The following is a 25883-nucleotide window of genomic DNA, read 5'->3' on the forward strand; positions in this document are numbered from 1 at the left end:
ACGTTGCGTCAACGCTTGCGCGACCCGGTCACCGGGCTGCTGTTCGTGCTGCCGATGCTGGTGCTGTTCCTGATCTTCAAGATCTTCCCCACCCTCGGCGCGGCGGGCATGAGCCTGACGAACTGGAACATCGGCGGGGAGTGGAGCTTCGTCGGCGCCGACAACTACGCCCGGCTGCTCGACGACGTGACCTTCTGGACCAGCCTGCGGGTCACGCTGGTGTACGCGGCGGTCTACGTGCCGCTCACCGTGGTCGTGGCGCTCGGCACCGCGCTGCTGCTCAACCAGGTGGTGTTCCTGCGCGGGCTGTTCCGCGGCATGCTGTTCCTGCCGTACGTCACCAGCTTCGTGCTCGCCGGCATCATCTGGCGCTGGATCTACGAGTACAGCGGCCTCATCAACGGCCTGCTGGCCAAGGCCGACCTCGGGCCGGTGCCGTTCCTGGAGCAGTCGGCGCTCGTCCTGCCCGCGCTGGCCGTGGTGTCGGTGTGGAAGGGGTTCGGCTACTCGATGCTGATCCTGCTGGCCGGGCTGAAGTCCATCCCCGGCACGTACCTGGAGGCGGCCACGGTGGACGGGGCGAGCCCCTGGCAGCGGTTCCGCCGGATCACGCTGCCGCTGCTCAAGCCCACCCTGTTCTTCGTCCTGGTGATCGAGACGATCGGGGCCTTCCAGACGTTCGACACCATCTACGTGATGACCGGCGGCGGACCCGCGCGGGCCACGTACACGCTCATCTACGGCATCTACGACCACGGCTTCCGGTCCTTCGACTTCGGCTACGCGGCCACCTGGGGCATGGTGCTGTTCGCGATCGTGCTCGTCGTCTCGCTGGTGCAACGCCGCCTTCTCGACCGGGGGAACACGTGACGCTGACCGCTTCCAGGCCGCTCGTCCGGGTCGGCGGCGCCGCGGGGACGGGCCGCCGGCGGCCCAGGTGGCCGCTCGTCGCGCTGCTGGCCGTGCTGTCGGTGCTCACCGTCAGCCCGTTCGTCGTGATGGTCGTCGTGGCGCTGTCGCCGGCCGGCCGCCCCACCGTGCCGGGGAGCTGGCCCGCGTCGCTCACCTTCGACAACGTCGCGCGGGTGCTGTCGTCCAGCGGCTTCGTCGGGTGGACGGTGAACTCGCTGGTCTACTCCGTGGTGTCGGTGGTGGTCATCCTGCTCACCGCGTCCATGGCCGGGTACGCCTTCGCCAAGAAGCGCTTCCCCGGCCGGGACGCGATGTTCTGGACGTTCCTCGCGACCATGATGGTGCCGTTCCAGGCCACCCTCATCCCGACGTTCGTCCTGGTGAACGACCTGGGCGGGGTGGACACGTTCTGGGGCCTCATCGTGCCCACCCTGGCCAACTCGCAGGCCGTCTTCCTCATGCGGCAGTTCATCCTCGGCCTGCCGGACGAGCTGTTCGACGCCGCCAAGGTCGACGGCGCCTCGGAGCTGCGGGTCTACTGGACGATCGTGGTGCCGCTCACCCGGCCCATCCTGGCCACGCTGGGCGTGTTCGTGTTCCTGTGGCACTGGAACGACTTCCTGTGGCCGCTGGTCATCGGGCAGAGCGACACGACCCGGACGCTGACCGTGGGGCTCACCACGCTGCGGACCGAGGAGACGCAGCTCTCCGTGCTCATGGCGTCGGCGACCGTGTCGGTGGTGCCCTGCCTCGTGGTGTTCTTCCTGCTCCAGCGTTACCTGGTCAACAGCATCGCGATGACCGGACTGAAGTAGCCGGGCCGCCTGCCCCTAAGCTCACTGGGATGCACATCTCGGCACAGAACCTCCGCGACCGCCTGCGCGGCTCGCTCATCGCCGCGGCCGCCACCCCCATGACGGCGGCCGGGGAGGTCGACCTGGACCTGGTCTCGCGCTACCTGGCCGGGCTGGTCGCCGACGGGGCCGGCGCTCTCGCGGTGCTGGCCCACACCGGCCGGGGCCCGTACCTGGCGCCGGAGGTGCGCGCGGGGGTGATCGAGCGGGCGGTGGCGCTGGGCGTCCCCGTCCTCGTGGGCGTCGGCGGCCACCCCGCCACGGACGGCCATCCGGCCACGGACGGCCGCCCCGCCACGGACGGCTCCCCGGTGGGGGACGACGGTGTGGAGCGGACGGCCGAGGAGGCGCGGGCGGCGGCCGGGCTGGGCGCGGCGGGCGTCCTGGTGTTCCCCTCGGCCGGTGACCGTCCGGCGCTGCACGACGCCGTGTGGCGGGCGTCCGGCCTGCCGATGATCGCCTTCGACCTCTACACCCGGCCGTGCCCGCCGGAGGCGATGGCCGAGATCCTGGCCCATCCGGGGGTGGCGGGGCTCAAGACGGCCCTGCTCTCCGACGCCATGGGCTGCCAGCGGGCCATCGCGCTCACCCGCGCGGCGGGCCGGCTGGCCGTCACCGGCGAGGACCGCATGTTCGGCCCCTCCCTGCTGTGGGGCGCCGAGGCCGCGCTGGTGGGCCTCGCCGCCGCCTCGGTCGAGGTCACCGCGGCCGTGCTGGCCGCGTTCCGCGGCTCCGACCTGCGGGCCTTCGAGGAGGCGTCCGGCCGCCTGGACCGGCTGGCGCAGGTCACGTTCACCGAGCCCATGGAGGGCTACGTGCGGCGCATGCTGTGGCTGGCGGCGGCCGAGGGACGCATCCCCGACTCGCACGCCCACGACCCGTACGGGCCGCCGCTGCCCGCTGACGAGCGCGCGCGGGTGGTGCGCCATCGCGGCCGCGCCCGGCCCTCCGGCCGGGCGGGCGCGAGGCTCACGGAGTAGGTCAGGGGCGGCCGGAGATCGCGACGCGCACGAGGTCACGGCCGCGCACCCCGTACAGCGCCCGGCGCGAGGGATCCAGCGCCAGCTTGGGCTCCCCGCCGAACCACTGTCCCGCCAGCCCCTCGACGAGGGTCCTCGCCGTGAACGACCTCAGGTCGAGCTTGTAGATCTTGTCCCCGTCCGTGCAGTAGGCCACCTCACCGGTCACGAACAGCTCGCCGCCCTTCGCGCCGACCTGGAGGCGGCCGGTCACCTGCCGGCGGCGCAGGTCGAAGGCGAACACCTCGCCGGTGCTCGCCATCCCGTACAGCACGGCCCCGGCACGCCCGAGGGCGAGCGAGGTGATGGCGCGGGCGCCCGGCACGGGCTCGTGCTGCCACAGGAGCTCGCCGGCGGCGAGGTCCCAGGCCGCCAGGCGGGCCGTGGCGGTCACCGGCGGCAGGCCGAGGCCCTCCTGGATCAGGGTGCCGAGATAGGCGGTGCCGCGCCGGGTGACGACCGAGTAGACGGTCTGCCGCTCGACGGCCGGGCGGTGGGTCTCCAGCTTCCCGGTGCGCGGCGAGTAGAGCGACAGCGCGCCGTTGACGTGGCCGGGCTCCGGCTGCGTGGGCATGACGATCAGGCCGGTGCGCGCGTCGTAGGCCAGGTCGCGGGGCCGGTCCTGCTGGTTGCCGGCGCGCGCGAGCAGCCTGGCCTCGCTCTCACCGGCGCGGTGCGCGTACAGGGCGGCCTGCGTGTAGACGCCGAGGTACGTGGTGCCGCGCACGGTCAGCATGGTCTTCGGCTCGCCCGGGATGCCGAGCCGGGTCACCTTGCCGGTGGCCAGGTCGTGGATGTCGGCGCCGCTCTTGCCGCCCACGTAGACGCGTTCCCCGTCGGAGTGGACGGACATGGGCTCCTCGGGGGCGGCGCGCAGGCCGCGCTGCACGAGGTTGCGGTACTCGATCTGCCCGGTGGCGGGATCGTGGACGAACACCGCGCTGTCCTGGACGCCGTAGACGCGCCCCTCGTGCGCGAGGATCCGATGGGTGGCGGCCTCGAAGTACGGCACGCCGAGCACCTCCAGCTCGTCCCCGGCGATCGAGTAGCGGTAGAGCGTGCCGGTGGGGCGGCCGGCGAAGTAGACGTGACCGTCGTGGACCAGCACCGAGACGATGTACTTCTCGCCCGGCGCGGTGGCCTTGACGACCTTGAACCGGGAGGGATCGGCCCGGTCCATCACGAGCAGCTCGGCCAGGGAGTTCATGCCGCACGCGAGGTGGGTGCCGGACATGCTCATGCTCGCCACCCAGTCGCGGTCGGCCAGTTCCGGCGGCAGCAGCTCGCGCCGCTCGCCGGTGGCGCGGTCGATGGCGATGAGGTGGGCGTTGGCGCCGACGCCCGCGTAGACGTGCGTGGCGTCGGCCTGGATGCTGCGCACGTACGCCTCGCCGGGGCTCGCCTCACCCAGGTCGCGGCTGGTCCCGGTGGCCGGGTCGTACTCGCGGACCCGGCCCGGCTCCGAGGTGCCCAGGTAGACCTTGCCGTCGGGGGAGGCGGCCATGGTCCAGACGAAGTGGTCGGGGTACTCGGCGACCTTCGTCACCGTGCCGGCCACCGTGTCGATCCTGTACAGGTCGGACCGGGAGTGCGTGGCGGCGTAGACGTCGGTGCCCACCCGGCACATCGCCCATATGCCGATGCCCGTCGGGATCTCGAAATGGGTCGTGACCGAATCCTTGGCGAGGTCGTAGGCACCGACGACGTTCGGTGACAGGCCGCGCGAGCCGACGTAGAGGACGCCGTTCACGATCTCGGCATTGCCGAGCGGGCCGGCGACGCTGGCGGGGCCCAGGTCGGTGATGGTTCCCTCGGGTTCGCGGGCGCGGACGGCCATGGCATGCGCGGGGGCGGCGTGCGCGGGGGTGGCGGACAGGGGGACGGCCACCGCGGTGGTGGCCGCCGCCTGCAGGAAACGACGGCGGGGGATCATGTGCGGCTCCCTGATGAAGGTGGCCGCACGGTATAACGGGCTAGTCCGTAATGTCCAGCCTGAAGAGTTCGGCCGCGTTGCGCCAGGCGACCCGCTCGGCCAGGTCCGGGGCGAGCCCGGCCGCCGCCACCGCGCCGAAGGCCGACGACGGGTCGATCAGCGTGGCGTCCGTGCCGAACAGCAGCCGCCGTCCGTCCACCGCCGCCGCCACCTCGGCGATGCGGCCCGCCGGGGCGTGCGACCAGCAGGGTTCGAGGTAGAGCCGGTCGCAGGCGGCGGCCGCCTCGATGGCGTACCGGAACCCGTCGGCGCCCATGTGCCCGGCGATCACCCGCAGGTCCGGCGTGTCCAGGCAGACCTGGGCCAGGTCGAGCACCGAGGTGCCCCAGGTGTGCACGAGCGCCGGGCACCCGGCCTCGGCGACGAGCGCCAGGGCGTCGCGCAGCCGCGCCGAGGTGACGGGCGAGCCCGTGTAGTCGGTGTGGATCTTCACGCCGACGAACCGGCCGGTGGGCAGGTAGGCGTCGAGGTCGCGGGCGGCCTCGTCCAGGCGGCGCGGGTTGACCGTGACGTAGCCGAGCAGGCGGTCGTGCTCCTCCAGCACCCGGGCGAGGGCGCGGTTGCCGGCCGCGGCGTCGTAGATGACCGCCTCGGTGTGCGAGACCACGGCCCGGTCGATGCCGTAGCGGTCCATGGTGGCCAGGCTCGCCCCGGCCACGTCCATGGTGAAGAACCACGGCCCCCAGTGGGCGTGCACGTCGATGATCATGACAGGAGCCTCCTGGCGTTGCCGCCGGCCACCGCGGCGACCTCGTCGGGCGACAGCCCGCCGGTCGCCAGGCGCAGCAGGGGGACGAGGGGTTCGGCGTGCGGGGTGCGCGAGCCGTACAGCAGGCGGTCCGCCCCCACCTCCGCTGCGGCGGTCTCCAGCGCGTCGGGGGAGTTGAGCAGGCGGGTCGAGGTGTGGAAGCCGGGCTCGTCGGCGGCGGCCACGAGGAAGTCGCCCAGGTGGTAGAAGTGCGTGTCCAGGAAGACCACCCGGGCGCCGATCCCCGCGAACGGCCGCCAGAACCTGCGCACGTCGCCCCCGGTGAGCACGGTCAGGCCCAGCGCGGTCGCCCGGCGCGCCACGTGCCCGACGGACGGGAAGCCGGCCTCCACGCCCTGCTCGTCGGGGAACAGCCGGACCCCGCGGACCCCGCCGGCCGCCAGGCGCTCCAGCTCGCGCGCCGCGCCGATCGGGTCGCGCAGGTCCACCGTCCCCACCGGCACGAACGACGTCCCGTCCTGCGCCGCTCCGCGCAGGGCGAGGGCCTCGTCGTTGCCGGAGGGCACGTCGAACAGGGCCGCGCGCAGGGCGGCCACCGCGCCGGCCCGGATCCGGTGCCGGGCCAGCGTCCCGAGCACCTCGGCGGGCGTGCCGGGCGGGCCGTCGCGGTCCGGGTACGCTCCCACCAGCACGTCGACGTCGAGCGTCACCTCCAGGTCGCCGATCAGCCTCCACGCGTCGAACGCCGTCCCGGTGATACCGGCCCGATCCCTAATCGTCATGGGCGCCATCATGCCATTGACGTACCGCGCCCATAAAGTTACGGTCTGGACCTAAATCGAACAACAATGAACGCGAGGTGCTCGGCATGCTCCGACGTCTCCTGGCCGCCGTGGCCGGCCTCTTACCCGCCCTTCTCACCGTCCCGGCGGCCACGGCCGTCCCCGCCGCCGCGGCCACGACCACCCGCGCGGCGTGCACGGACCCCGCCGTGCAGACGTACGGCCCGGCCACGGTCACCGGCGCGATCGTCGGCGCCGCCGTCCACGACGGCCGCGCCTACGTCGTCACCCGCGGCCCCAAGCCGCCCGTCATCGCCGAGGTGGACCTCGGCACCCGCAAGGTGATCAGGACCGCCACCCTCCCCGACGGCCCGGCCGAGGGCGCCCCCGAGGGCGGCTGGGCCACCGCCGTCACCGGCGGCAAGGTGTACGTCGGCACCTACCCCGTCCCCGACCTCTACAGCTTCGACATCGCCACCGGCGAGGTGAAGCACCTGCGCTCGTTCGGCCGCAACGGCGGATTCGTGTGGAGTCTGGCCGCGGCCCCCGACGGCACCCTCTACGCGGGCACCTACCCGGGCGGCCGGGTCTTCGAGTACGTGCCGGCCACCGGCGCGGTCCGCGACTTCGGCGTCCTCGCGCAGGGCGAGCGGTACGTGCGCGCCGTCGCCGCCGACGCCACCTACGTGTACGCGGGCCTGCTCGACAAGGCGAAGCTCGTCCGCATCGAACGGGCCACCGGCAAGGTCACGGAGCTGGCGAGCGCCCCCACTGGCGTGGGCGCCATCACCCTGCACGGCGAGCGCGTCCTCGCCGCCGCCGGCGGCGAGCTGATCGACGTGCGCAAGGACGGCTCCGACCTGCGGCGGACGACGCTGGTGGAGGGCTCCATCGACGCGCCGGCCGCGATGGAGGACGGCACCGTCTACCTCACCTCCCGCCCCGACGGCACCGTCTACCGCTACCGGACGGGCGACACGGCGTTCACCAAGGTCGCCGACGCGCCCGCGCCCGGCGACGAGAGCCGGCGCATCCACCAGCTCGACGCCGACACGCTGCTCGGCTTCGCCGGCAGCGGCGGCCTGTGGTGGCTGGACCTGCGCTCGGGCACGTCGCAGTTCGTCGACCTGCTGGAGGCGGGGCTGCCGCCGGGCACCGAACGGGTGCAGAGCATGCTGCTCGTCCCCAACCGCGCCCTCTACGTCGGCGGCCACTTCGTGATGGAGGTGCGCGACCTGCGCACCGGCGACAAGCGCCGCTTCCGGGTGCCGGGCGAGCCCAAGGACCTGGTGCGGCGCGGCGAGAAGATCTACGCGGCCGTCTACCCCAGCGGGCAGGTGATCTCCATCGACCTGCACACCGACGAGGTGCGGGGCGTGGCCTTCCTCGGCCACGGTCAGCAGCGGCCGTGGGACATCGAGTACGACCCCGTGACCGACAAACTCCTCGTGGCCAGCGCCCCCCTCGGGGCGAACCTCAAGGGCGCGCTGACCGTCGTGGACCCCGACACCGGTGCGGTGGACTCGTACGTGGACGTCATCCCCGACCAGAGCCTCATGAGCCTGTCGCTCGACTCGGGCCGCGGCGTCGTCTATCTCGGCGGCGACGTGCTGGGCGGCGGCGGCACCCCGCCCACCCGGACCTCGGCCTCGGTCGCGGCCTTCGACCTGCGCGCGCGCAAGGTCCTGTGGAGCGTGGACCCGGTGCCGGGCCACCGCACGTTCCAGGACATCAAGGTGCACAACGGGCTGCTGTACGGCGTCTACAAGCGGGAGTCGGGCGCCTGGATCGCCCTCGACCTGGCCACGCGCAAGGTGGTGCGCCAGGGGACGATCGCCGGCTACGGCGAGCTGACCGTGCACCGGGGACGCGTCTTCGCGTCCGTCTTCCGCGGCGGCGGCAACGCCTACCAGCTGGGCACGGAGGCGAAGCTGCTGGCCACCGGCCTCGGCGACGAGTGGTACACCAACCCGCAGCTCCACTTCGAACCCGGCTCGTGGTACGCGTGGGCGCTCGTGGGCCGCGAGCTGGCCAGGATCAGGCTGGACCCGTCCTGCCCGCCCTTGACCATCCCTCCGGCGGGTAGCTAGTTTCGGTCTGTGCCGAAATCAGTCGTCGACGCCCACCGCCTGATCGGCCCGGTGCCGTTCGACGACCTGCCCGCCGACCCGCGGCCCGAGATGGACCGCCTCGGCATCGACCGGGCCTGCGTGACCCACACGCTCAGCCTCTACTCCGACCCGCGGGAGGGCAACGACGCCCTCCTGCGGCTGGACGACCCCCGGCTCGTCCCGGTGCCCGTCGTGGTGCCGGGCGTGCCGGGGGCGTCGGCCCCCTCCACCCCGGCCGAGGTGCTGGACTGGGGCGTGCCGATGGTCCGGCTCTGCCCGGAACGGCATCGCTTCGACCTCACCGGACCGGTCGCGCTGCGCTGGCTGGCCGAGCTGGACCTGCCCGTCGCCATCGACCTGGACGAGACCTCGCCCGCCCGGCTCCGCACCCTCGCCGAACGGCTGCCCGGCCTGCGGATCCTGCTCCTCAACCCCGGCTACCGGCGGCTGCGCGCGCTGGCCGAGCTGATGGCCGAGGCGCCGCGCGTGTGGGTGGAGATCGGCACGGTCAACACCCAGCGCGGCGTCGAGTGGCTGGCCGAGCGGTTCGGCGCCGGGCGGCTCGTGTTCGGCACCGGGGCGCCGGTGGCCGACGACTGCGGGCCGCGCTTCCTGCTCGACCACCTCGACCTGACGCCGGCGGAGATCGAGCTGATCGCCGCGGGCTCACTGGGGAGGCTGCTGTGACCCGCCGCCTTCCCCAAGCCCCGGTGCTGGACGCGCACGGGCACATCGGGACCTGGCCCGACTTCCTCATCCCCGACCCCAGCGCCGAGGGCCTCGTGGCCACCATGGACCGCGTCGGCGTCACGGCGATGGGCGTCAGCCACCTGCTGGCCGTCGGCCCCGACGCCGGGCGGGGCAACCGGCTGGCCATGGAGACCGCCGCCCGCTTCCCCGGCAGGTTCGGCGTCTGGCAGGTCTACAACCCGCACCACCGGACCCCGCTGGTCTCCGACGGGGTGTGGGGCGTCAAGCTGCATCCCGACGTCCACCAGTGCCCCCTCGACGACCCCCGCTACGAGCCCGTCTGGCGGCTCGGCCTGCCGGTGCTCGCCCACGGCCAGACCGACTCGCCGTGGAGCGACCCCGCGCGGTTCGCCGCCGTCGCCGCACGCCATCCGGACGTGCCCCTCCTCATGGGTCACACCGGGCTCTGGCCGTACGGGTTCGACCGGGCGGCCCGCCTGGCGGCCGGCCACCCGAACCTCCACCTGGAGGTGTGCGGTTCCAGGATGACCGGGCGCTGGATCGCCCGGCTGGCCGCGACGATCGGCGCCGAGCGCGTGCTGTTCGGCTCGGACGCCTGCTTCCTCGACCTGCGCACGGGGTACGGCCGGGTCGCCCTGGCCCCGCTCACCGAGGCCGACCGGGCGCTGATCCAGGGCGGCAACCTGGCCCGCCTCCTGGGCCCCCGCCTCCTGGGCCCCCGTCTCCACGGCCCCCGTCTCCACGGCCCCCGCCTCCTCGGCCCTGCCTCTGAGTCCCCACGCCCTTGAACCCCTCCGCCCCTGAGTCCTCCCATCCCTGAGACCCCAGGTCCCCGCAGCCTCGGCCACCAGCCCCGGCCCCCGGCCCCCGGCCCCCAGCCCCCAGCCTCGGCCACCAGCACCGGCCACCAGCCCCCAGCACCGGCCACCAGCCCCAAGCTCCCAGCCGCCGCCACCAGCCCGGAGCCCCCAGCCCCGGCATCCTCCGCATCCCAACGCCCTCCTCGCCTCGAAGGGATCTCCCGTGACGCTCGCCCTGCACGGCGGCACGCCCGTCCGCACCGCCCCGTGGCCGTCCTGGCCGCCTCCCCTCGACGCCGCCCAGCGCGAGCTGGTCGGCAAGGTCCTGGAGAGCGGCCGGTGGGGCGCCACCCAGGGCGGCGGCGTGACCGACGACCTGGCCGCCGCCTTCGCCGCCGCCTCCGCGGCGCCGTACGCGGTGGCCGTGGGCAACGCCACGCTCGGCCTGTTCGCCGCGTTGCGCGGCCTGGGAGTGGGGCCGGGCGACGAGGTGGTGGTGCCCGCCTACACCTTCGTCGCCTCGGCCACCGCCGTGCTGCTCGCCGGCGCCGTCCCGGTGATCGCCGACGTGGACCCGGCCGACCTGCACCTGTCGCCCGACGCCGTACGGGCCGCGCTGACCGGGCGGACCGCCGCCGTCATGCCGGTCCACCTGGCGGGCGGCCCGGCCGACATGGACCCGCTGAACGCCCTGGCCGCGCGGCACGGGCTGGCCGTCGTCGAGGACGCCGCCCAGGCCCACGGCGCCGAGTACCGCGGCCGGCCGGTCGGCGGTCTCGGCCACGCCGGCGTCTACAGCTTCCAGGCGAGCAAGGCGATGACCGCCGGTGAGGGCGGGATGATCGTCTGCCGCGACGAGGCGGCGTACGAGGCGATCTGGCCTGCCAGTAGGAGTGGAACGGCGAACCGGGATTAGTGTCACATCCGTTGACACTGTAGGTCTGACCAGGCCAGTCTTGCCCGATGGCAGATTCTGAGGGTGTAACGTTCCTGCGTGCTGATGTTGATCGTTTTTGCCGGGAGATCGCCGACCTGGCGCCTGCGATACGGCTGCGCCGGTTGGCGGAGCTGCGCGCGATGTTGGAAGAGGTGACCGGTGCGGCGCTGATGGTGGCGATGGCGGACGCGCGGGGTGAGGGGTGGGGCCTGCGCAAGATCGGTACGAGCGCCGGGATCTCGCATGAGCAGGTACGCCGGATGCTTGCCGAGAGCCGTCCGGCCCGGGAGCATCCGGCGCGCTGAACGCGAGGGGGTTTACTCGACGGGCGGGGGTGTGCGCAACGGCCGCAGTTGCCCATCGCGGACCAGCTCGGGCAGGGAGAAACTGTAGCGGCCGAGCATGTTGAAATGGTCAAAGCCTAGAGGTGAGAGCCGGGCGATGTCGGCGGCGGAGATTTTCTTACCCTCGGCTCGCATTTCTTCCAAGGCGCGGGCCGTATAGACCGTGTTCCACAGAATGCAGACGTTGGTCATGAATCCCAGTGCGCCGAGTTGGTCTTCCTGGCCTTCTTTGTACTTCTGTCGGAGTTCGCCTTTTTGGCCGTGGAAGATCCGGCGGGCCAGGGTGTGGCGGGATTCTTGACGATTGAGCTGGGTGTTGACCCGGCGGCGCAGCAGCTCGTCGTCGTAGTAGCTGGCCAGGTAGGTGGAGCGATCGAGTTTGCCCAGCTCCATCAGGGCGCGCCCGATGGGGGTGGGGGTGCCGCCGCCGGCGAAGTAGCGAAACAGCTCGCTGGCCTTGACCGCGCCGGTGAGCAGCGATCCAGCCACCCGGAGCAGATCATCCCAGGAGTCGTTGATCAGCTTGATGTTGACCCGGCTGCGGACCAGGGCGTCGATGGACCCGTAGTGGGCGGCCGGGTCGGCGCGGAACAGGGTGGCGCTGCCGACATCGGCCAGGCGCGGGGAGAATTGCCAGCCCAGCAGCCGGAAGATGCCGAACGCGATTTCGGAGGCGCCCGCGGTGTCGGAGGTGATCTCGGTGGGCTTCAGTGACGTTTCCTGGTCCAGGAGCCCTTCCAGGATGTAGTACCAGTCTTTGGGGGTGCCGGGAATGACGATGCCGTGAAAGCCGGTGAATTGGTCGGAGGTGAAATTGTAGTAGGTGACGCCCTTGGCTCCCTTTCCTTTTCCGAAGTATTTGGTGTTGGGTCCGGCGTTGATGGTTTTGACCGGGACCACGAACCGCAGCCCGTCGGCGGAGGCGAGTTCGCCGCCGCCCCAGGCCTTCGCCAGTTCCAGGCCGGAGTGGAACTCGACCAGGGCGGCGTTGGCGGCCGTCAGGGTGGCGGCGCGCAGGTAGTTCTGCTCGACCCAATACAGCCGGTCCAGGGCGAGGGCGGGTTCGCCTTCGGCGGCCATCGGCCGCATGCCGACGTTCATCGCCTGGCTGACCAGGACGGCGGCGATCGAGGTGATCATGTCCTGTTTGCGGGAAGGCGCGTCCCCCGACACGTGGGTGAAGTGGTCCAGGCAGCCGGTCCAGGAGTGCACCTCCAGCAGGGCTTCGGGCAGGTCCACGATGGGCATGCGGGCGTCGATGTCGGCGCGCAGCGCGGTCAGGGAGGCGGGCTCATCCAGGCGGTCCAGGCCGGTGAGCACCAGGTGGTCCTTGCCGTTATCGTCCTTGGCCAGGCGGACCCAGTCGTTGCGCCCGTCTTCGGCTCCGGACAGGCCGGCGGCGAGTTGGCGGTAGGCGAAGTCCAGCGTGCCTGCCCACCGCTCCACGTCGGTGCCGGGCTGCGGGGACAGGTTCAGCTCATCGCAGATGCGGGGACGGGCCCGCTCCCACTCGGCGCCTTTCAGCAGCCCGGCGGTGGGGTCGCCCCACTTGCGCAGGCCCGGCACGAACACCTCGTGGCGGCGCAGCGACTCGCGCAGCCGCTCGACGGCCGCCACGGTGTAGGCGCTCTTGTTGAAGGTGCCCGCCAGTTCGCCGCGCTTGGGGAAGACGCGCCGGTGCCAGGCCGAGGACAGCAGATCTGCGGGAACCTCGCGGGGGTCGATGTCAGTGCGGCGGCGCTCGATCGCTTTGAGGAAGTCCAGCGCCTGCAGCACCTCGTGGCCGCGCCGCACCCCTTGCCCGGGCGGCTGGTCGGCGCCGGCGTCGAAGTCGAGGTGCTTGAGCAGCTTGGGCAGGAAACGGCGGACGGTGGCGTAGCGAGCCAGCAACTCTTCTTGGAAGTCCTCATCCGGTTCGCGGGCGATGTCGCCGATGACGTCGGCGGCAGCGTGAATGGCGGCCAGATCCATCTCATCGAGGGCGGCGCGGATGTCGCTGTCAGGGATTTCGGCGACGGAGCGGATCTTCAGCCACACCTCGCGCAGCACGATCGCCGCGGTGTCGAGGTCTTTGAGGGTGCGCATCCGCTCCTTGTTCGCTTTGAACGCCGAGGTGCGCAGCAGGTCGCCGACCGCCAGGTCGAACACCTCGACCGCGTCGTCGGCCGACTGGGGGGCCATGGTCGCGGCGAAGGCGACCAGGGTGGCGAGTTTGCGGTCACCGGCCAGTTCAGCAACCGCCTGGGCGCGGGCGGCGTGGGCGAAGCGGGCCAGCGCGGCGATCTTGCCGGGCGGCACCGCGCTCAGATCCCAGCCGGCCGCGCCCAGGTCGCGCAGTTCCACATGCCGATCCAGGGCCTTGACCAAGCCGGTGCCGCTAACGTCGGTGGGGCTTTTACGCAATCGGTCCAGCCGGGAGACCCGCCGGCCCTGTTCGACCTTGACCAGGTTCTCCAGCACGACGGCCTGGTTCGGGCTGGGGGCGGCGGCCAGCAGCGCGTACTGGCGGGCGGCGACGCGCTCGCGCAGCGCGGCGATCAGCCGCTCCAGGGTGGTGACGCCGGGCAGCAGGATCTTGGCCTCCACCAGGCGGTGGGTGGCCAGGTCGAACAGCACGATCGGGCGCTCGCCCGTGGTCCAGGCCCGTTTGTAGAGCCAGCAGGCCAGCGCGAACCACTGCTCGCCCTCAAAGAGGGTGAAGCCGTAGCCGGTGCGGATCTGCTCCTGATGATCCCAACGCGCCTCCTTCTCGCCGTACCCCTTCAGGTCGGCGGCCTGCAGGCCCAGCTGCTCGGCGACGTAGTCGACCACCACGGCGGGAACGTCCTCCGGATCGTCCAAGAAGCAGTTCAAGAACCGTGCCGTGCCCAGTTGCACGGACCAGCCGAGCTGGTTGCGCGCGCCGTTGGCGGCCATCGCCCGGCGCCGGTCATCAGCATCCAGGTGGAAGAAGGCGCCCAGCTGGGCGATGTCGGGCACGGCGTTGAAGACACCGTATCGACTGCGTTGCTCGGCGGACAGGAAACTGACCGGCATGGGGGCCTCCAGGCATGCCAGGGCGCTCTCGCCTCGCACGGCGTGGGGGCGCCCGTGGATATCGGCAGCGGTCAGGTCAGATGATCAACGTGACCGGATACGTGGTGAATTGTGTCAGTTCCGCGTCGGTCATGATCACCGTCGTCCCGCTCATGACGGCCGAGTTGCACGCGGGCTCGAAGTCCCGCGCCTGGGCTCTGGCCGGCACGCAACGCAGTCGCGCTCTGTGCAGAGCCACCTGGCCCTGCACGTGCTTGTCCTGGTAGTCCTGGTGAGGAGGCAGGTTGTCAGCGGGATTCCTGTGCGCTGAGCAGAGTGAGGGCGTTGCGGATGCCCTCTTCGAGGAGTTCGTCGGAGAGTCGCCGGTCGGCCAGGGCGCGGGAGAGCTGCAGCGTCCCGACCATCATGGCGTAGACGCTGAGGATCCTCGTGTGCACCGAGCGCGGATCGGCGGGCGCCAGGCGAGCGGCGATGCCGTCGATGACGGCGAGCACGCCGTCGGTGTACGCCTGCTTGGTCTCGTCCGCGCAGCGCCCGATCTCATCCAGGAGTGCCGCGGAGGGGCAGCCGTCGTCGGGACTGTCGCGGTGCTGGGGCGATAGATACGACCGTACGATCTGCTCGAGTCCGGCGATGCCGGGGGCCGCCTGCTCGATGACGTTCGCGTACTGGGCGCGCAACTGGTCTGCGACCGCGCTGGCCACGAGGTCGTCCTTGGATGCGAAGTGGGTGTAGAAGGCGCCGTTGGTCAGTCCGGCGTCCGCCATCAGCGTCGAGATGCCTGAGCCGTCGATACCGTCCCGCTTGAACCGGCGGCCGGCGGTCTCGATGATCCGCTGCCTCGTCGCCTGCTTGTGCTCTTTCCCGTAACGCGTCACGCGCTCGCTCCTTTGTGCGCCGGAAGGGTCACCCGCGCTTTGCCATCGTATTGGATTGCGAACGTACTCCAATGGTGTGCTGGCGGTGTCTTGGAGTACCGACACGCTTTCTCTGCAGCCGGCCCGATTCAGTCGTTGTCGGACGCCATCGAGATCACGACCTTTCCGGCCGTGGTACGGCCCTGCTCGACGTACGCCATCGCCTCGAGCGTCTGGTCGAAGGGGAACGTCCGGTCGATGACCGGGCGGAGTTGTCCGTGGTCGTACAGGGCGCCGAGTTCACGGAGCTGGGCGCCGCTGGCCTGCATGAAGAAGAACTCGTAGTGCACACCCAGGGCCTTGGCCTGCTTGCGCACCTTGCGGCTGAGCGCGTTCATGGCCACGCCCATGAACGACGGGGCGTCGAGTTGCCTGGCGAACCCGGAGTCCGGCGGGCCGGCGACACCGATGGCCAGGCCGCCCGGCTTCAGCACAGTCAGCGACTTCTCGAGGTTCGCCCCGCCAAGGGAGTCCAGCACCAGGTCGTAGCCGGACAGCACCTGCGAGAAATCCTCCTTCGTGTAGTCGACGACGATGTCGGCGCCGAGGCTCCTGACCAACTTCTCGGTGCGGGAGTTCGTGGTCGTCGCCACCGTGGCACCGAGGTGCTTGGCGAGCTGGATGACCGTCGATCCGAGGCCACCGGCACCGGCGTGGATGAGCACCTTCTGACCCGGCATCACGTGGGCGCGGTCGACGAGGATCTGCCAGGCGGCCAAGGCCACCAGCGGCACCGCGGCCGCCTCGCGGAAGGTGAGTGACTCCGGCTTGGGCGAGACGTCGTCCTGGTCGATCGCAATGAACTCGGCGAACCCTCCGATCCGCAGGTCGCGGGGACGTGCGTAGACCTCGTCGCCGACTGTCAAGTCGCGCACGGCCGACCCGACCTGCGTCACGATGCCGGCGACGTCGTGGCCGAGCGCGAACGGAAGCTTGTACTTCAGGAGTCGTTTGAACTCCCCGTTGCGGACCATTTTGTCCAGCGGGTTGATGCTGGTGGCGCTCACTCGGACCAAGACGTCGCCGTCCCCGACGGTAGGCTCGGGAACGTCTGCGGCGCGTAGGCCGTCCTTGCCGTACTTCTCGACGACGAATGCCTTCATGTCAGCCATCCCTTTGCGTGATCTTCTCGGTTGCCTTTCGGTGGACGATGCGCATGTCCGGGCAGCTTCCACCTCAGCTGCCGAGGTGCCGGCGGAGCCACTGACCCATCTGCTCGATCGCCCGGTCCACCTCGGGCACGCGCCCCGCGCCCAGGATGAATGAGTGCTGGCCCTCGGGCAGCGGCCGGACCTCGGAGACGACCTTGAAGTCGGCCAGTCGGCGGCCGAAGTCGGCGCCCTCGCCGGCAAGCGCCTCGTACTCGCCGTAGTGCAGGGCCGTGGGCGGCAGGCCGGTCAGGTCGGCGTTCACGATGCTGATCTCGGGGTCGGTGAAGTCCACGCCGGGATCCTGCAGCCAAGCCGCTCGGAACTGCTCGAGGATGTCCCGGCTGAGCATCTTGTCGAGTTCCTCGTTCTCGTCCACCTTCGGGTTGCTGATGGTGAGGTCGGTCCACGGCGAGATGCTGATGATCGCCCCAGGGGCTGCCTCGCCCTTGGCGAGCAGGCGCAGCGGCAGCGCGACCGCAAGGGTGCCTCCGATGGAGTGGCCGGTGCTGCCGATGTTCCGCGGCTCGTAGCCCTGCGCGAGAAGCCAGCGGTAGGCGGTCTCGGCGTCGTCGATCTGCGCCGGGTGGGGGTGCTCGGGCGCCAGGCGGAAGCCCACGACAAGTGAGCGGGCTCCGGCCGCCTTGGCGATGTGGCCGGCGGCCTTGCGGTCCGATGAGATCGAGGCCGCGACCGATCCGCCGAAATGGAAGTGGAGCAGCGCCTTGTCGGGGTCGGCGCCCTCAGGGATGGCCCACAGGGCGGGGACACCGTCCGCGTCCACCTCGGCGTAGGTGACGCCTTCCGGCTCGGTCGATGCCGAAGCATGTGTGTCGACGATGTCGCGGACGACGGCCAGGTCGAGGCCCGGTGTCGACGCCTTCGCGCGCACGCTTTCGAGGAACTGCGCGAACTGCTGTGCTTCCGTGCTGATTCCCATGGTGATGCTCCTTGTCAGGTCAGAGCTGAACGCGCCTCTCGCGCACTGCAAATCGATGGGCCGGGTGCGCCGTCAGCCGGGCATCCGGTTGAATCTGCGGATCTGCTTGTCGAAGATCCAGGCGGGGACGAGGCGTCGCGCGGTGGTGATGCGTGAGGCGAGCGGTCCGGCGGTGTAGCGCAGCCTCGGTTTCGGGGCGGTGGCTGCCGTGACGATCTCCTTGGCGACGACGGCGGGGTCGTCGCCGGTCTTCATCGCCGCAGCGACCACTTCGTCGAAGACACTCCGCCGCTCCGCATACAGCGGCATCGGGGTGTCGGGCTGCGCGGCATTGGCATCGAAGGCGGTCCGGGTGTAGCCGGGCTCGACGAGCAGGACGCGGACGCCGTACTCGCGGACCTCGTGGTCCAGGGACTCGGAGTAGCCCTCGATGGCGTGCTTCGCGGCGACGTAGAGGGCCATGTAGGGCTGCGGGATGACGCCGAGGACGGACGAGAGGTTGACGATGCGGCCACGGCCCTGGGCGCGCATGTGCGGCAGGACGGCCTTCGTCATGCGGACGAGACCGAAGAAGTTGAGGTTGAAGAGGCTCTGGGCCTGGGCGACGGAGTTCTCCTCGGCGGCGCCGGCCGAGCCGAGACCGGCGTTGTTGACGAGGACGTCGATCCGTCCGAACCGTTCGATCACTTCCTGGACGGCGGCGGTGACGGATTCGTCACTGGTCACGTCGAGGTCGAGGAAGGTCACACCGGCGGGCGGGGTGAGTCCCGAGGTGTTCCGTCCGGTTCCGATCACCTCGAACCCGGCTGTGACGAAGGCGCGAGCGGTTGTATTACCGATCCCCGATGACGCCCCCGTTATGAGTGCTATCGGCCGATGTGTCGCCATCACATACTCCCTACGTCATTGAATTACGATCGTTTAGCTTATGGTCGTAAGGCTATAGTGGGACGGCGCGGATGGCAAGCAGCGGCTTCGGCGATCGCCGGGAACCTGCGGCTTGGTACGGGAGGGGAAAGGGGTGTTGAAGGCGGCAGGCAATCGATACAAGCCAGCAGCGGCGCCCGCCGACAGCTGTGCCCCGCGAGGCGTTCCTCGGCAGCCACCTCTACCGGCAGAACCACGACCTGCCGTGGGGCCGGTCTCCCGCAGCGACCTCGGCGAGGAGGGCCGGCTGCATCTGGCGTACGCCGACAAGACCCTGGTGACCCAGATCGACGGACTGGGCGCGGCCTCTGCCACCACGCCGCAGACGGACTGGCTCACATCCTCGGCCACCCTGCTGACACTGGTGGTGCGCATGCTGGAACTCGCTGACATCGACCCTGGAGACCGCGTGTTGGAGATCGGCACCGGCACCGGCACTGGCTACTTCACCGCGCTGCTGCTGTGCCACCGTCTGGGCGACAAGAACGTCACCTCCATCGAATACGACCCGGACGTCGCCGCCCAGGCCGCAGCCCACCTCGACGCCGCCGGATACGCCCCGCGACTGGTCGTCGGCGACGGCCTGCAAGGCCACTCCGAAGGGGCCGAGTACAGCACCGTGATCGCACCCTGCGCGGCACGCACCATCCCGCCGTCCTGCCTGTGGCAACTCAGTGATGCCGGCATGATCATCACCACCCTGAGCGGCTGGCTGCTCGCCTCCGGCCTGGTCCGCCTCGCATCCTGCGTTCTCTCATAAACGGACTATTGCCAGAGAAGATCACCCTGCGGCCCCGGAGGCCGGTTCCGACCTCCGGAAGAGGCTGGTTTCCTCTCAGAACCCGTTCTCATTCAAGTCGGCCGATCGCCGGATTCTGGGAAATGTTTGTGAGAGCATGCGGTGATGGCCGATGCCCGGGAACCTCGCGAACGTACCGAATCAGCTCCCTTGTCCGCTATTGATGAAGAACGCACCCGTGACGCCGATGACGTCGAACGTCACCCGTGCCCGAGATGCGACGTCGCGGCCGGTTCACCGTGCCGGTCGCGTTCGGGCGCTGTGGCCGGCACCTACCACACGGGCCGATTCACGAAAGTCGCCCGGCTGGCCAAGCTACTGCGGGTGGCGACCCCGGCCGACCGCAACCCGGGCCAGCCGTGGCGGCCGGGCACGCCGCCGCCCGCGCCGCTCGGCGATGACCGGACGTCGGCCGACATCCGGATCGGCTATGCCCGCTGCTCCGCGCTCACCCAAGAGCTGCAGTCGCAATTGGACACGCTGGCCGCGCACGGCATCCCGCGCGAGAAGATCTTCGCCGAGAAGATCTCGACCCGGGTGAAGGTGCGCCCGCAATTCGAGGCGGCGCTCGCGCTGGCCCGGCAGATCAAGGCGCACGCCCCGCACTGCCGGGTCATCCTCACCGTCTACGAGATGAAGCGGCTGGGCCGCGACGCCGCCGAACTCACCGCGCTGGCCGACCACCTGACCGCGCACGGCCTGGTGCTGGAGATGCTCGCCGGGCCGCTGGCCGGCATCTACGATCCAGCCGGACCGGGCCGGATGCTGTTCGCGTTCTTCGCCGCGATGGCCGAGACCGAACGCGAAGCCATCCGCGAGGCCACCCTGGAGGGCCTGGACGCCGCCACCCGCAAGGGCAAGCACGGCGGCCGACCGGTGGTGATCACCGACGACATGCTGCACACCGTGCTGCGCCGCAAGGCCGCCGGGGAACGCATCGAGGACATCCGCAAAGACCTGATCATCCCCACCGGCAAACGCAAAGGCGAGAACCCGTCCCTGGCCAGCATCTATCGGGCCCTCGCCGAGCATGAGAAGACCCAGGCCTACCCCGAAGCCGTCGAGGCGGCCCACGCCGACTTCGCCCTCCTGCAAGGCGAAGACATCCCCCGACCCCGACCAGCCCGCATCCGACGCCCAGGCCAGGCACTGACGGCGCAGGAGGCCGAACTTCGCCATCGCCTGCAGAGCCAACCTCACCCGAACGCGGAGCTCCGATAGCGCACACGGTCAACCCCGGCGCTGTCAGCTGATCAAAGCCCGCACAAGTCGCTCGCGCTGCTGCTCGTTCAGCGCGCCAACACGCTGTTTCTCCTCCACCCCGCAGATGGCCATCAACGCCGCGACCTGGGCCGGTCGGCTGGTCAGTGACTCCCGCCAGAGATCACGACGGGGCCGCCGTCGTCATCATCCCGCACAGCGTCAACAGATGTGACACCAAACCCGGTTCGCCGTTCCACTCCTACTGGCAGGCCGATCTGGTCGGTGTGCAACCTCGGCCGCAGGCGCGGCGGCCAGTGGTATGGCCACCCGAACGTCGGCTGGAACCTGCGGCTCACCGACGTGCAGGCCGCCCTGCTGCTGCCGTGGCTGGACCGGCTCGACGACGAGATCGCCCGCCGTGAGGCCTTCTGCGTGGCGCTCGAACGCGAGCTGGACCGGCTCCCGGAGGCGGCCGGGGCCCGGCCGGTGACCGTCGTGCCGCATGCACCCGGCACCACCCGCGACTCCCGCCACATGCTCATGCTGCGCGTGGACGCCTGCGTGGACCGTGAGTTCCTGCTCGCGGCCATGGCCGCCGAAGGGGTGCCGCTCGACGCCGGATACCCGCCGCTGGGCACGTTGGACGCCCTGACCCGGGAGGGGGCGCGCGCCGAGCCGTGCCCGGCCGCGGAGGCGGCCGCGTGGAGCGTGGTGTGGGTGCGCCAGCCGATGCTCATGGACGACCCCGCCCGGGCCGCCGACGTCGCCGAGGCGCTCGCCAAGGTCCTCGCCGCCTGACCGATCCCGAGATGCGGGCCGAACCGTAAGAGAGAAGACCAACCACGCCGGCGACATCGGTGACGCCGCCGCGGTGGGGGAGAGGGGCCGGCGCGTTCTGGCGGACCAGCGGGACGGGCGGACCGGCGGTGGTGGACGCGGTAGCCGTCTCCGCCACGCTCCAGGGTGAGGGCCTCGCCGATCGCGAGCCTGCCGTCCGGGAGGCGGGCCGCGGTCGCTCCGGCGGCGACGGAAGGGTCCTGCCGGGAGCGGACAGCATCTTTATTAATCTACAAAGTAAAGGCGGCGGCTGGATAGATACCCATCCACAGGTTCCAGATCGCATGGGCTACGCCCATACGCCCTCGACAAAACACCAGGCCCAGGCATTGAACGAAGTCGGCGCAGCCAGGTCGGCCGCCATGGGCGCATCGCCTTGCCGGGACAGGCCACGACCAGCGGTCGAGGGCGTTCATCTGCTCGACCTTCGGGGCCCGCTGGTGGTCGTCGCTTACGGAGGATCTGGGCGCGAAGTCGGTTGTTCGTCGCCGTTGTCGTGGGTGCGTTGAGTGATGGTGCGTTCGAGACCGTCGAGGAGGGCGAGGAGGCCGAACTCCCGGGCGGTAGTGGTCGAGGGGATGGCCACGGTGGTGGCCAGCAGCGGGAAGCGGCTGGCGTTGAGGAGCAGCAGGTCGCGCATGATGGCGGCGGCGCTGCCGTCCGTCCAGGTCTGAGTGCCTTGGGTGGCGGCCGGGTGAGTGGCGCGGATGTGGTGGGACACCATCATGACCGCGTCGAGCCGTTCGCGTTCGGTCAGGGGGGTGTCGATGAGGGCGCTGAGGGCTCTTTCGGACCATGCGGTCTCACGTGGTCCCATGACGCGGTCGCCCACGGTGATCGACGGCAGCCAGGGGTGGCGCCGCCAGGCTGCGGACAGTCCGTGGGCGTACTCCTCCAGCTTGGCCCGCCAGCCGGCCGCCCCGCTCAGGTCGGGGGGTGTGCCGACCGCCGCCTCGATCATGATGGCCATCAGCTCTGTCTTGCCGTTGACGTAGCGGTAGAGGGCCATCTTGGTGAGGCCGAGCTCGGCGGCGACCCGGTGCATGGAGACCGCTTCCAGGCCCTCGGTATCGGCGACCTTGACGGCGGTGTCGGCCAGCTGGGCGAGGTCGAAGGCGGGCCTGGGGCCTCTGGTGCGTGGCTTCCGCAGGCCCCACAACAGTTCGGCCAGTGCCTTTGGATCTTCGTTGGCCGACATGTCGCCTCCCGCTTGCCATCCGTCGAAACTGTCTCTAGCGTACACAGTGTCTGGGGGACACAGTTAATCTCCGATCTGGAGAGCGGGCGGTGGCCGAGGAGCCGCGCCGTTGACGACAAGGAGTGGGTCATGTCCAAGTCAGTGCTCGACATGTCGATGTCCCTCGACGGGTACATCGCCGATCCCCACGACTTTCTCGGTGGCGACGATGGCGAGCGGCTGCACAAGTGGGCTGACTCGGAGCAGCACCCAGGGCCGGTCAAGCAGTTCCAGGACGAATGGAACGGGGCTGGTGCGATCCTGGCGGGACGGCGGACCGCTGAGCTCATGGACCACTGGGGCGGCTCTCACGGCGGTCTGCCGATCTTCGTTCCCAGTCATCGGCCGCCCGGGCCGGCCGCCCGGTGGGGCTATCCGCTGGTGACCTACGTGAACGACGGGATCGAGAGCGCGATGGCGCAGGCGAAGGCCGCCGCCGGGGACCGGGACGTCCAGATTCGTGGCGGTGCGTACACGGTGCAGCAGGCCCTTCAGGCCGGGGTGCTGGATGAGCTGCAGATCCATCACATTCCAGTGCTCCTGGGCGCAGGGCGCCGGTTGTTCGACGTCCTGCCGTCGGAGATCGAGTTGGAGATCATCCAGGTGCTCGACACGCCCGAGGCCACCCACATCCGCTACCGCGTCCGCCGCTGAGCCGATCGGCCATGGACCGGGCTGGGCGTCACCGCCCAGGGGACCCGGGCCCGCCGCCGCGCCGCGACCACGCGCATCATCCATGCCCATATGGCGACCGGCGGTTCGCCGTACGAGGCGGGTGGACGGTGCTGCGGGCGGTCGTGCAGGCGACAGGTGTCGGCGGAGCGTTTTCGCCGTCCTCCTCATGCGGTTGGGCAGGTCTCGGGGTTGACGAAGCGGGGGTGGCGGGCGCGGGATTCGTGCTGGTTCAGGAGGCGGCGGGCCGCGAGCCAGGCCGCCGCCCCGGCCGCGTCGCCCGCCGTCACGGCGTCCGGCAGGAGGTCGCGTACGGCCTGACGCATCGGGCCTTCTGCTGTGAGCACGCTGCCGGACAGGACGGCGGGTCGTCCCGGTTCGTGGACAGCCGTCAGCGTGGCCGCCAGGCGCCGGGCGGCCTCGGCGACGAGGGCGGTCGCCGTGGGATCGCCGGCCGCCGCTGCCGCGCTCACCAGCGGGGCCAGTTCGGCCAGCGCCAACGGCGGTCGTTCGTGCACCGCCGTCACGACCTCTGCGACCGGATCACCATGGAGCCCGCCCGGCACCAGTCGCCGTAGGACCGAGCCGACCAGTCCCTGGTCTTGCAAGGCGTCAGGGCCGCTTCCGGGCCTCCGGTCGGGTGCGCTCTGGAGCGCGTCGGTGGGGGTGTCGCTTGGGGCGGTCTCCCTGAAGGGTCTGGGCGCGGGCGGGTGGGCTTGGAAGTGGGTGGCTTGCGTGAGGGCGTCGAGGGTGGCGCGGGCGGCGGCGCGGCCGAGCCAGAAGGCGGAGCCGTCGTCGCCGAGCAGCCAGCCGTAACCGTCGGCGGTTGCCGCCTGCCGTCGGTTGGTAATTTTTGCCGCGATGGCGCCTGTGCCGGAGATGAGGATCGAGCCGGAGGGCTCGCAGGTGCCTGCTGCGAAGGCTGTCACCACGTCGCCCACTGTGATCACCGGGATGTCCCCGATGGAGGTGGTGGCGGTCGGGGCGGGGGTGAGGCCGCAGTGCGCGAGGGCGCGGCGTACGGTGGCGGAGGTCAGCTCCGGGGTGCCTGCCAGGCCTGCGCAGCAGCTCAGCACCATGGACGGGTCCAGGTGGCCGAGGGCTTGGCGGATCGCCTCGGTGAGGTTGGCGTGGGCGGTGTCGGGGCTCAGGGTGACCGGGTTGCCGCCTCCGGAGATGCCGTGGCCCACCCGGTCTCCGGTGAGGGTGTGGAGGGCGGCGCGGGAGGAGGTGCCGCCGGCGTCGATGCCGAGAACCAAGCGCATGTCAAAAATTATTGGCCAAACTCCTTGACTGCGCCAGAAGCTGAGCATAATTTTCACCGCGTGGACCTACTGAGCCGCATCAGGGCCGAGCAGCCCGACTTTCCCGAGGCGTTGCGCAAGGTGGCCGAGGCGATTCTCGCCGATCCGGGCGAGGCCGCGCGCCTGACCATCGTCGATCTCGCCGAGCGGAGCGGCACGTCCACGGCCACTATCACCCGGTTCTGCCGCGCGCTCGGCTTCACCGGCTACGCCGAGCTCCGTGTGGCCGTCGCGACAGAGACCGGCCGCGTCGCTCAGCAGACCTGGCAGACCGACATCGGCCAGGAGATCCTTCCCGACGACAGTCTGGAGAAGGTGCTGAGCGTCGTGTCGGGCAACGACATCCGCCTGATCCAGGAGACCGGCGACCAGCTCGACCTGGCGGTGGTGGAGAAGGTCGCGCAGGCCGTGGCGCGGGCCGGGCGGGTGCTGTTGTTCGGCGTGTCGAGCAGCGCGGCCGTGGCGAGCGAGATGGAGTACCGGCTGCAGCGCATGCGGGTGCCGACCTGGAGCAGGTCGGACGCCCACAGCGCGCTCACCGACGCGGCCCTGCTCGGGCAGGGGGACGTCGCCATCGGCATCTCCCACAGCGGCAGGACGCGCGAGGTCATCGAGGTGCTCGCCGAGGCGGGCAGCCACGGCGCGATCACGGTGGCGGTCACCTCGCAGCCGCGGTCGCCGCTCGCTGAGGTCGCCGAGCTGGTGCTGACCACGGCGAGCCGGGCGACCAGTTTCAGGTCCGAGGGTTTCGCCGCCATCCACTCCCAACTTCTCGTCCTCGATGTCGTGTACGTCTCGGTCGCCCAGCGCACCTACGAACGCACCAGGCAGGCCTTCGACGTCACGGTCAGCGCAGTAGCCGGACATCGCCTCCCAGAAGGGGATACATGACCGTAAATGAAGGAGTAGACCCCGACGACTTCGCCCATCACATCGCCGAACTCGTCCGCACAATCCCGAAAGATCCGGAAATTGTGCGAGCGGCCGGCCTCTTCACCCGAGCCCTCACCGCCGGCGGCGTCATCCAGGCGTTCGGCTCGGGGCACTCGGAGGCCGTCGCGATGGAGATCGCCGGGCGGGCCGGCGGGCTCGTGCCCACCAACCGCCTGGCGCTGCGGGACATCGTTCTGCACGGTGACGCGCCGCGCTCGGAACTCGACCGCTACGACCTCGAACGCGACCCCGCCGTCGCCCGAACCATCCTCGACCTCGCGCCCGTGCACCGGCACGACCTGTTCGTCGTCATCTCCAACTCCGGCGTGAACGGCGTCGTCGTCGAGCTCGCCACCCTCGTCAAGCAGCGCGGTCACGACCTGATCGCCATCACCTCGCGGGCCCACGGCGACGCCGTGCCCTCCCGCCACCCCTCGGGCCGCAAGCTCACCGACCTGGCCGACGTCGTCCTGGACAACCATGCGCCGTACGGCGACGCCGTGCTGCCGCTGCCCGGCGGAGGCGCCACCGGAGCCGTCTCCACCATCACGTCGGCGCTGCTCGCCCAGCTCGTCGTGGCCCACACCGTACGCGACCTGCTCCGCGCCGGGCAGGTGCCGCCCGTCTACCTCTCGGCCAACGTGCCCGAGGGCGACGCGCACAACCTCGCGCTCGAAGCCCGTTACGAGGGCCGTATCCGCCGGGGCGCCTGACCCGTACGCCCGCGACGCCGTCACCTCTGTTCGACATGCACGGAA

The 25883-nt window shown here is 70.9% G+C and carries 24 protein-coding genes; 14 read left to right on the plus strand and 10 right to left on the minus strand.

What is annotated here, in order from left to right; translation table 11 throughout:
* Positions 1-3: 3 nt before the first annotated feature.
* The 3 genes from HD595_RS39080 to HD595_RS39090 are packed head-to-tail and all read left to right on the plus strand — an operon-like array spanning position 4 to position 2746.
* Entirely contained in the window at positions 4-870 is an 867-nt protein-coding gene (locus HD595_RS39080; RefSeq protein WP_253778246.1) for a carbohydrate ABC transporter permease, read from the plus strand.
* Positions 867-1727 (plus strand): carbohydrate ABC transporter permease, encoded by an 861-nt coding sequence (locus HD595_RS39085; RefSeq protein WP_253778248.1) that lies wholly within the window; start codon positions 867-869, stop codon positions 1725-1727. Before HD595_RS39080 ends, HD595_RS39085 begins: the two co-directional genes overlap by 4 nt.
* Positions 1728-1756: 29 nt before the next feature.
* The gene (locus tag HD595_RS39090) at positions 1757-2746 is read left to right on the plus strand and encodes a beta/alpha barrel domain-containing protein (RefSeq protein WP_253778250.1); all 990 of its coding nucleotides are present in this window, start codon (positions 1757-1759) and stop codon (positions 2744-2746) included.
* A gap of 1 nt (position 2747) precedes the next feature.
* Here HD595_RS39090 and HD595_RS39095 read toward each other — a convergent pair whose 3' ends face one another.
* From HD595_RS39095 to HD595_RS39105, 3 genes are read right to left on the minus strand one after another with little or no spacing between them, the layout of a single operon-like run.
* Positions 2748-4718, minus strand: a complete 1971-nt coding sequence (locus tag HD595_RS39095; protein ID WP_253778252.1) for a hypothetical protein — start codon at positions 4716-4718, stop codon at positions 2748-2750.
* 40 nt (positions 4719-4758) lie between these two features.
* Positions 4759-5487: an amidohydrolase family protein gene (locus HD595_RS39100; RefSeq protein WP_253778254.1), complete on the minus strand. Its 729-nt coding sequence runs from the start codon at positions 5485-5487 to the stop codon at positions 4759-4761.
* The gene (locus HD595_RS39105) at positions 5484-6269 is read right to left on the minus strand and encodes an amidohydrolase family protein (protein WP_253778256.1); all 786 of its coding nucleotides are present in this window, start codon (positions 6267-6269) and stop codon (positions 5484-5486) included. The genes HD595_RS39100 and HD595_RS39105 overlap by 4 nt, the downstream gene beginning before the upstream one ends.
* 86 nt (positions 6270-6355) lie before the next feature.
* Between HD595_RS39105 and HD595_RS39110 the strand changes: the two genes are divergently transcribed.
* The 5 genes from HD595_RS39110 to HD595_RS39130 all read left to right on the plus strand — a co-directional run bounded on the left by HD595_RS39110 (position 6356) and on the right by HD595_RS39130 (position 11133).
* A complete protein-coding gene (locus HD595_RS39110) occupies positions 6356-8359 on the plus strand; it encodes an outer membrane protein assembly factor BamB family protein (RefSeq protein ID WP_253778258.1) in 2004 nt (667 codons plus the stop codon).
* 9 nt (positions 8360-8368) lie between these two features.
* Positions 8369-9067: an amidohydrolase family protein gene (locus HD595_RS39115; RefSeq protein WP_253778259.1), complete on the plus strand. Its 699-nt coding sequence runs from the start codon at positions 8369-8371 to the stop codon at positions 9065-9067.
* Entirely contained in the window at positions 9064-9879 is an 816-nt protein-coding gene (locus tag HD595_RS39120; RefSeq protein ID WP_253778261.1) for an amidohydrolase family protein, read from the plus strand. The genes HD595_RS39115 and HD595_RS39120 overlap by 4 nt, the downstream gene beginning before the upstream one ends.
* A 235-nt stretch (positions 9880-10114) precedes the next feature.
* A complete protein-coding gene (locus tag HD595_RS39125) occupies positions 10115-10807 on the plus strand; it encodes a DegT/DnrJ/EryC1/StrS family aminotransferase (protein WP_253778263.1) in 693 nt (230 codons plus the stop codon).
* 47 nt (positions 10808-10854) lie between these two features.
* Positions 10855-11133, plus strand: coding sequence for a hypothetical protein (locus HD595_RS39130; protein ID WP_253778265.1), 279 nt, complete (start codon positions 10855-10857; stop codon positions 11131-11133).
* Between the two features lie 12 nt (positions 11134-11145).
* On the opposite strand, the gene HD595_RS39135 is transcribed toward HD595_RS39130, so the two are convergent.
* From HD595_RS39135 to HD595_RS39155, 5 genes are all read right to left on the minus strand, one after another.
* Entirely contained in the window at positions 11146-14208 is a 3063-nt protein-coding gene (locus HD595_RS39135; RefSeq protein WP_253778267.1) for a Tn3 family transposase, read from the minus strand.
* A 287-nt stretch (positions 14209-14495) separates the two neighbouring features.
* Positions 14496-15086: a TetR/AcrR family transcriptional regulator gene (locus tag HD595_RS39140; RefSeq protein WP_253778269.1), complete on the minus strand. Its 591-nt coding sequence runs from the start codon at positions 15084-15086 to the stop codon at positions 14496-14498.
* Positions 15087-15214: 128 nt separating this feature from the next.
* Positions 15215-16228, minus strand: coding sequence for an NADP-dependent oxidoreductase (locus HD595_RS39145; protein WP_253778272.1), 1014 nt, complete (start codon positions 16226-16228; stop codon positions 15215-15217).
* Between the two features lie 73 nt (positions 16229-16301).
* Positions 16302-17213: an alpha/beta hydrolase gene (locus HD595_RS39150; RefSeq protein ID WP_253778274.1), complete on the minus strand. Its 912-nt coding sequence runs from the start codon at positions 17211-17213 to the stop codon at positions 16302-16304.
* A 72-nt stretch (positions 17214-17285) separates the two neighbouring features.
* Entirely contained in the window at positions 17286-18101 is an 816-nt protein-coding gene (locus HD595_RS39155) for an oxidoreductase (RefSeq protein WP_253778276.1), read from the minus strand.
* A gap of 244 nt (positions 18102-18345) precedes the next feature.
* On the opposite strand from HD595_RS39155, the gene HD595_RS39160 reads away from it, so the two are divergent.
* From HD595_RS39160 to HD595_RS39170, 3 genes are all read left to right on the plus strand, one after another.
* Complete coding sequence (locus HD595_RS39160) at positions 18346-18900, plus strand: methyltransferase domain-containing protein (protein ID WP_253778278.1); 555 nt, start codon at positions 18346-18348, stop codon at positions 18898-18900.
* 144 nt (positions 18901-19044) lie between these two features.
* Positions 19045-20160 carry a recombinase family protein gene (locus tag HD595_RS39165; protein WP_420540738.1) on the plus strand — a complete coding sequence of 372 codons (1116 nt, stop codon included), beginning with the start codon at positions 19045-19047 and terminating at the stop codon, positions 20158-20160.
* 264 nt (positions 20161-20424) lie between these two features.
* Entirely contained in the window at positions 20425-20940 is a 516-nt protein-coding gene (locus HD595_RS39170; RefSeq protein ID WP_253778283.1) for a DegT/DnrJ/EryC1/StrS family aminotransferase, read from the plus strand.
* A 490-nt stretch (positions 20941-21430) separates the two neighbouring features.
* Here the strand turns inward: HD595_RS39170 and HD595_RS39175 are convergent, their stop codons facing one another.
* Positions 21431-22177 (minus strand): TetR/AcrR family transcriptional regulator, encoded by a 747-nt coding sequence (locus tag HD595_RS39175; protein WP_253778285.1) that lies wholly within the window; start codon positions 22175-22177, stop codon positions 21431-21433.
* Between the two features lie 129 nt (positions 22178-22306).
* On the opposite strand from HD595_RS39175, the gene HD595_RS39180 reads away from it, so the two are divergent.
* Positions 22307-22870 carry a dihydrofolate reductase family protein gene (locus HD595_RS39180; protein WP_253778287.1) on the plus strand — a complete coding sequence of 188 codons (564 nt, stop codon included), beginning with the start codon at positions 22307-22309 and terminating at the stop codon, positions 22868-22870.
* A gap of 185 nt (positions 22871-23055) precedes the next feature.
* Here HD595_RS39180 and HD595_RS39185 read toward each other — a convergent pair whose 3' ends face one another.
* Positions 23056-24153, minus strand: coding sequence for an N-acetylglucosamine kinase (locus HD595_RS39185; RefSeq protein WP_253778288.1), 1098 nt, complete (start codon positions 24151-24153; stop codon positions 23056-23058).
* Positions 24154-24213: 60 nt separating this feature from the next.
* Between HD595_RS39185 and HD595_RS39190 the strand changes: the two genes are divergently transcribed.
* Positions 24214-25083, plus strand: a complete 870-nt coding sequence (locus HD595_RS39190; RefSeq protein WP_253778290.1) for a MurR/RpiR family transcriptional regulator — start codon at positions 24214-24216, stop codon at positions 25081-25083.
* Entirely contained in the window at positions 25080-25838 is a 759-nt protein-coding gene (locus HD595_RS39195) for a sugar isomerase domain-containing protein (RefSeq protein WP_301309712.1), read from the plus strand. The genes HD595_RS39190 and HD595_RS39195 overlap by 4 nt, the downstream gene beginning before the upstream one ends.
* Positions 25839-25883: the final 45 nt, after the last annotated feature.

It is taken from the genome of Nonomuraea roseoviolacea subsp. carminata (genome assembly GCF_024172185.1).
In the GTDB taxonomy this organism is placed as follows: Bacteria; Actinomycetota; Actinomycetes; order Streptosporangiales; family Streptosporangiaceae; genus Nonomuraea; species Nonomuraea roseoviolacea.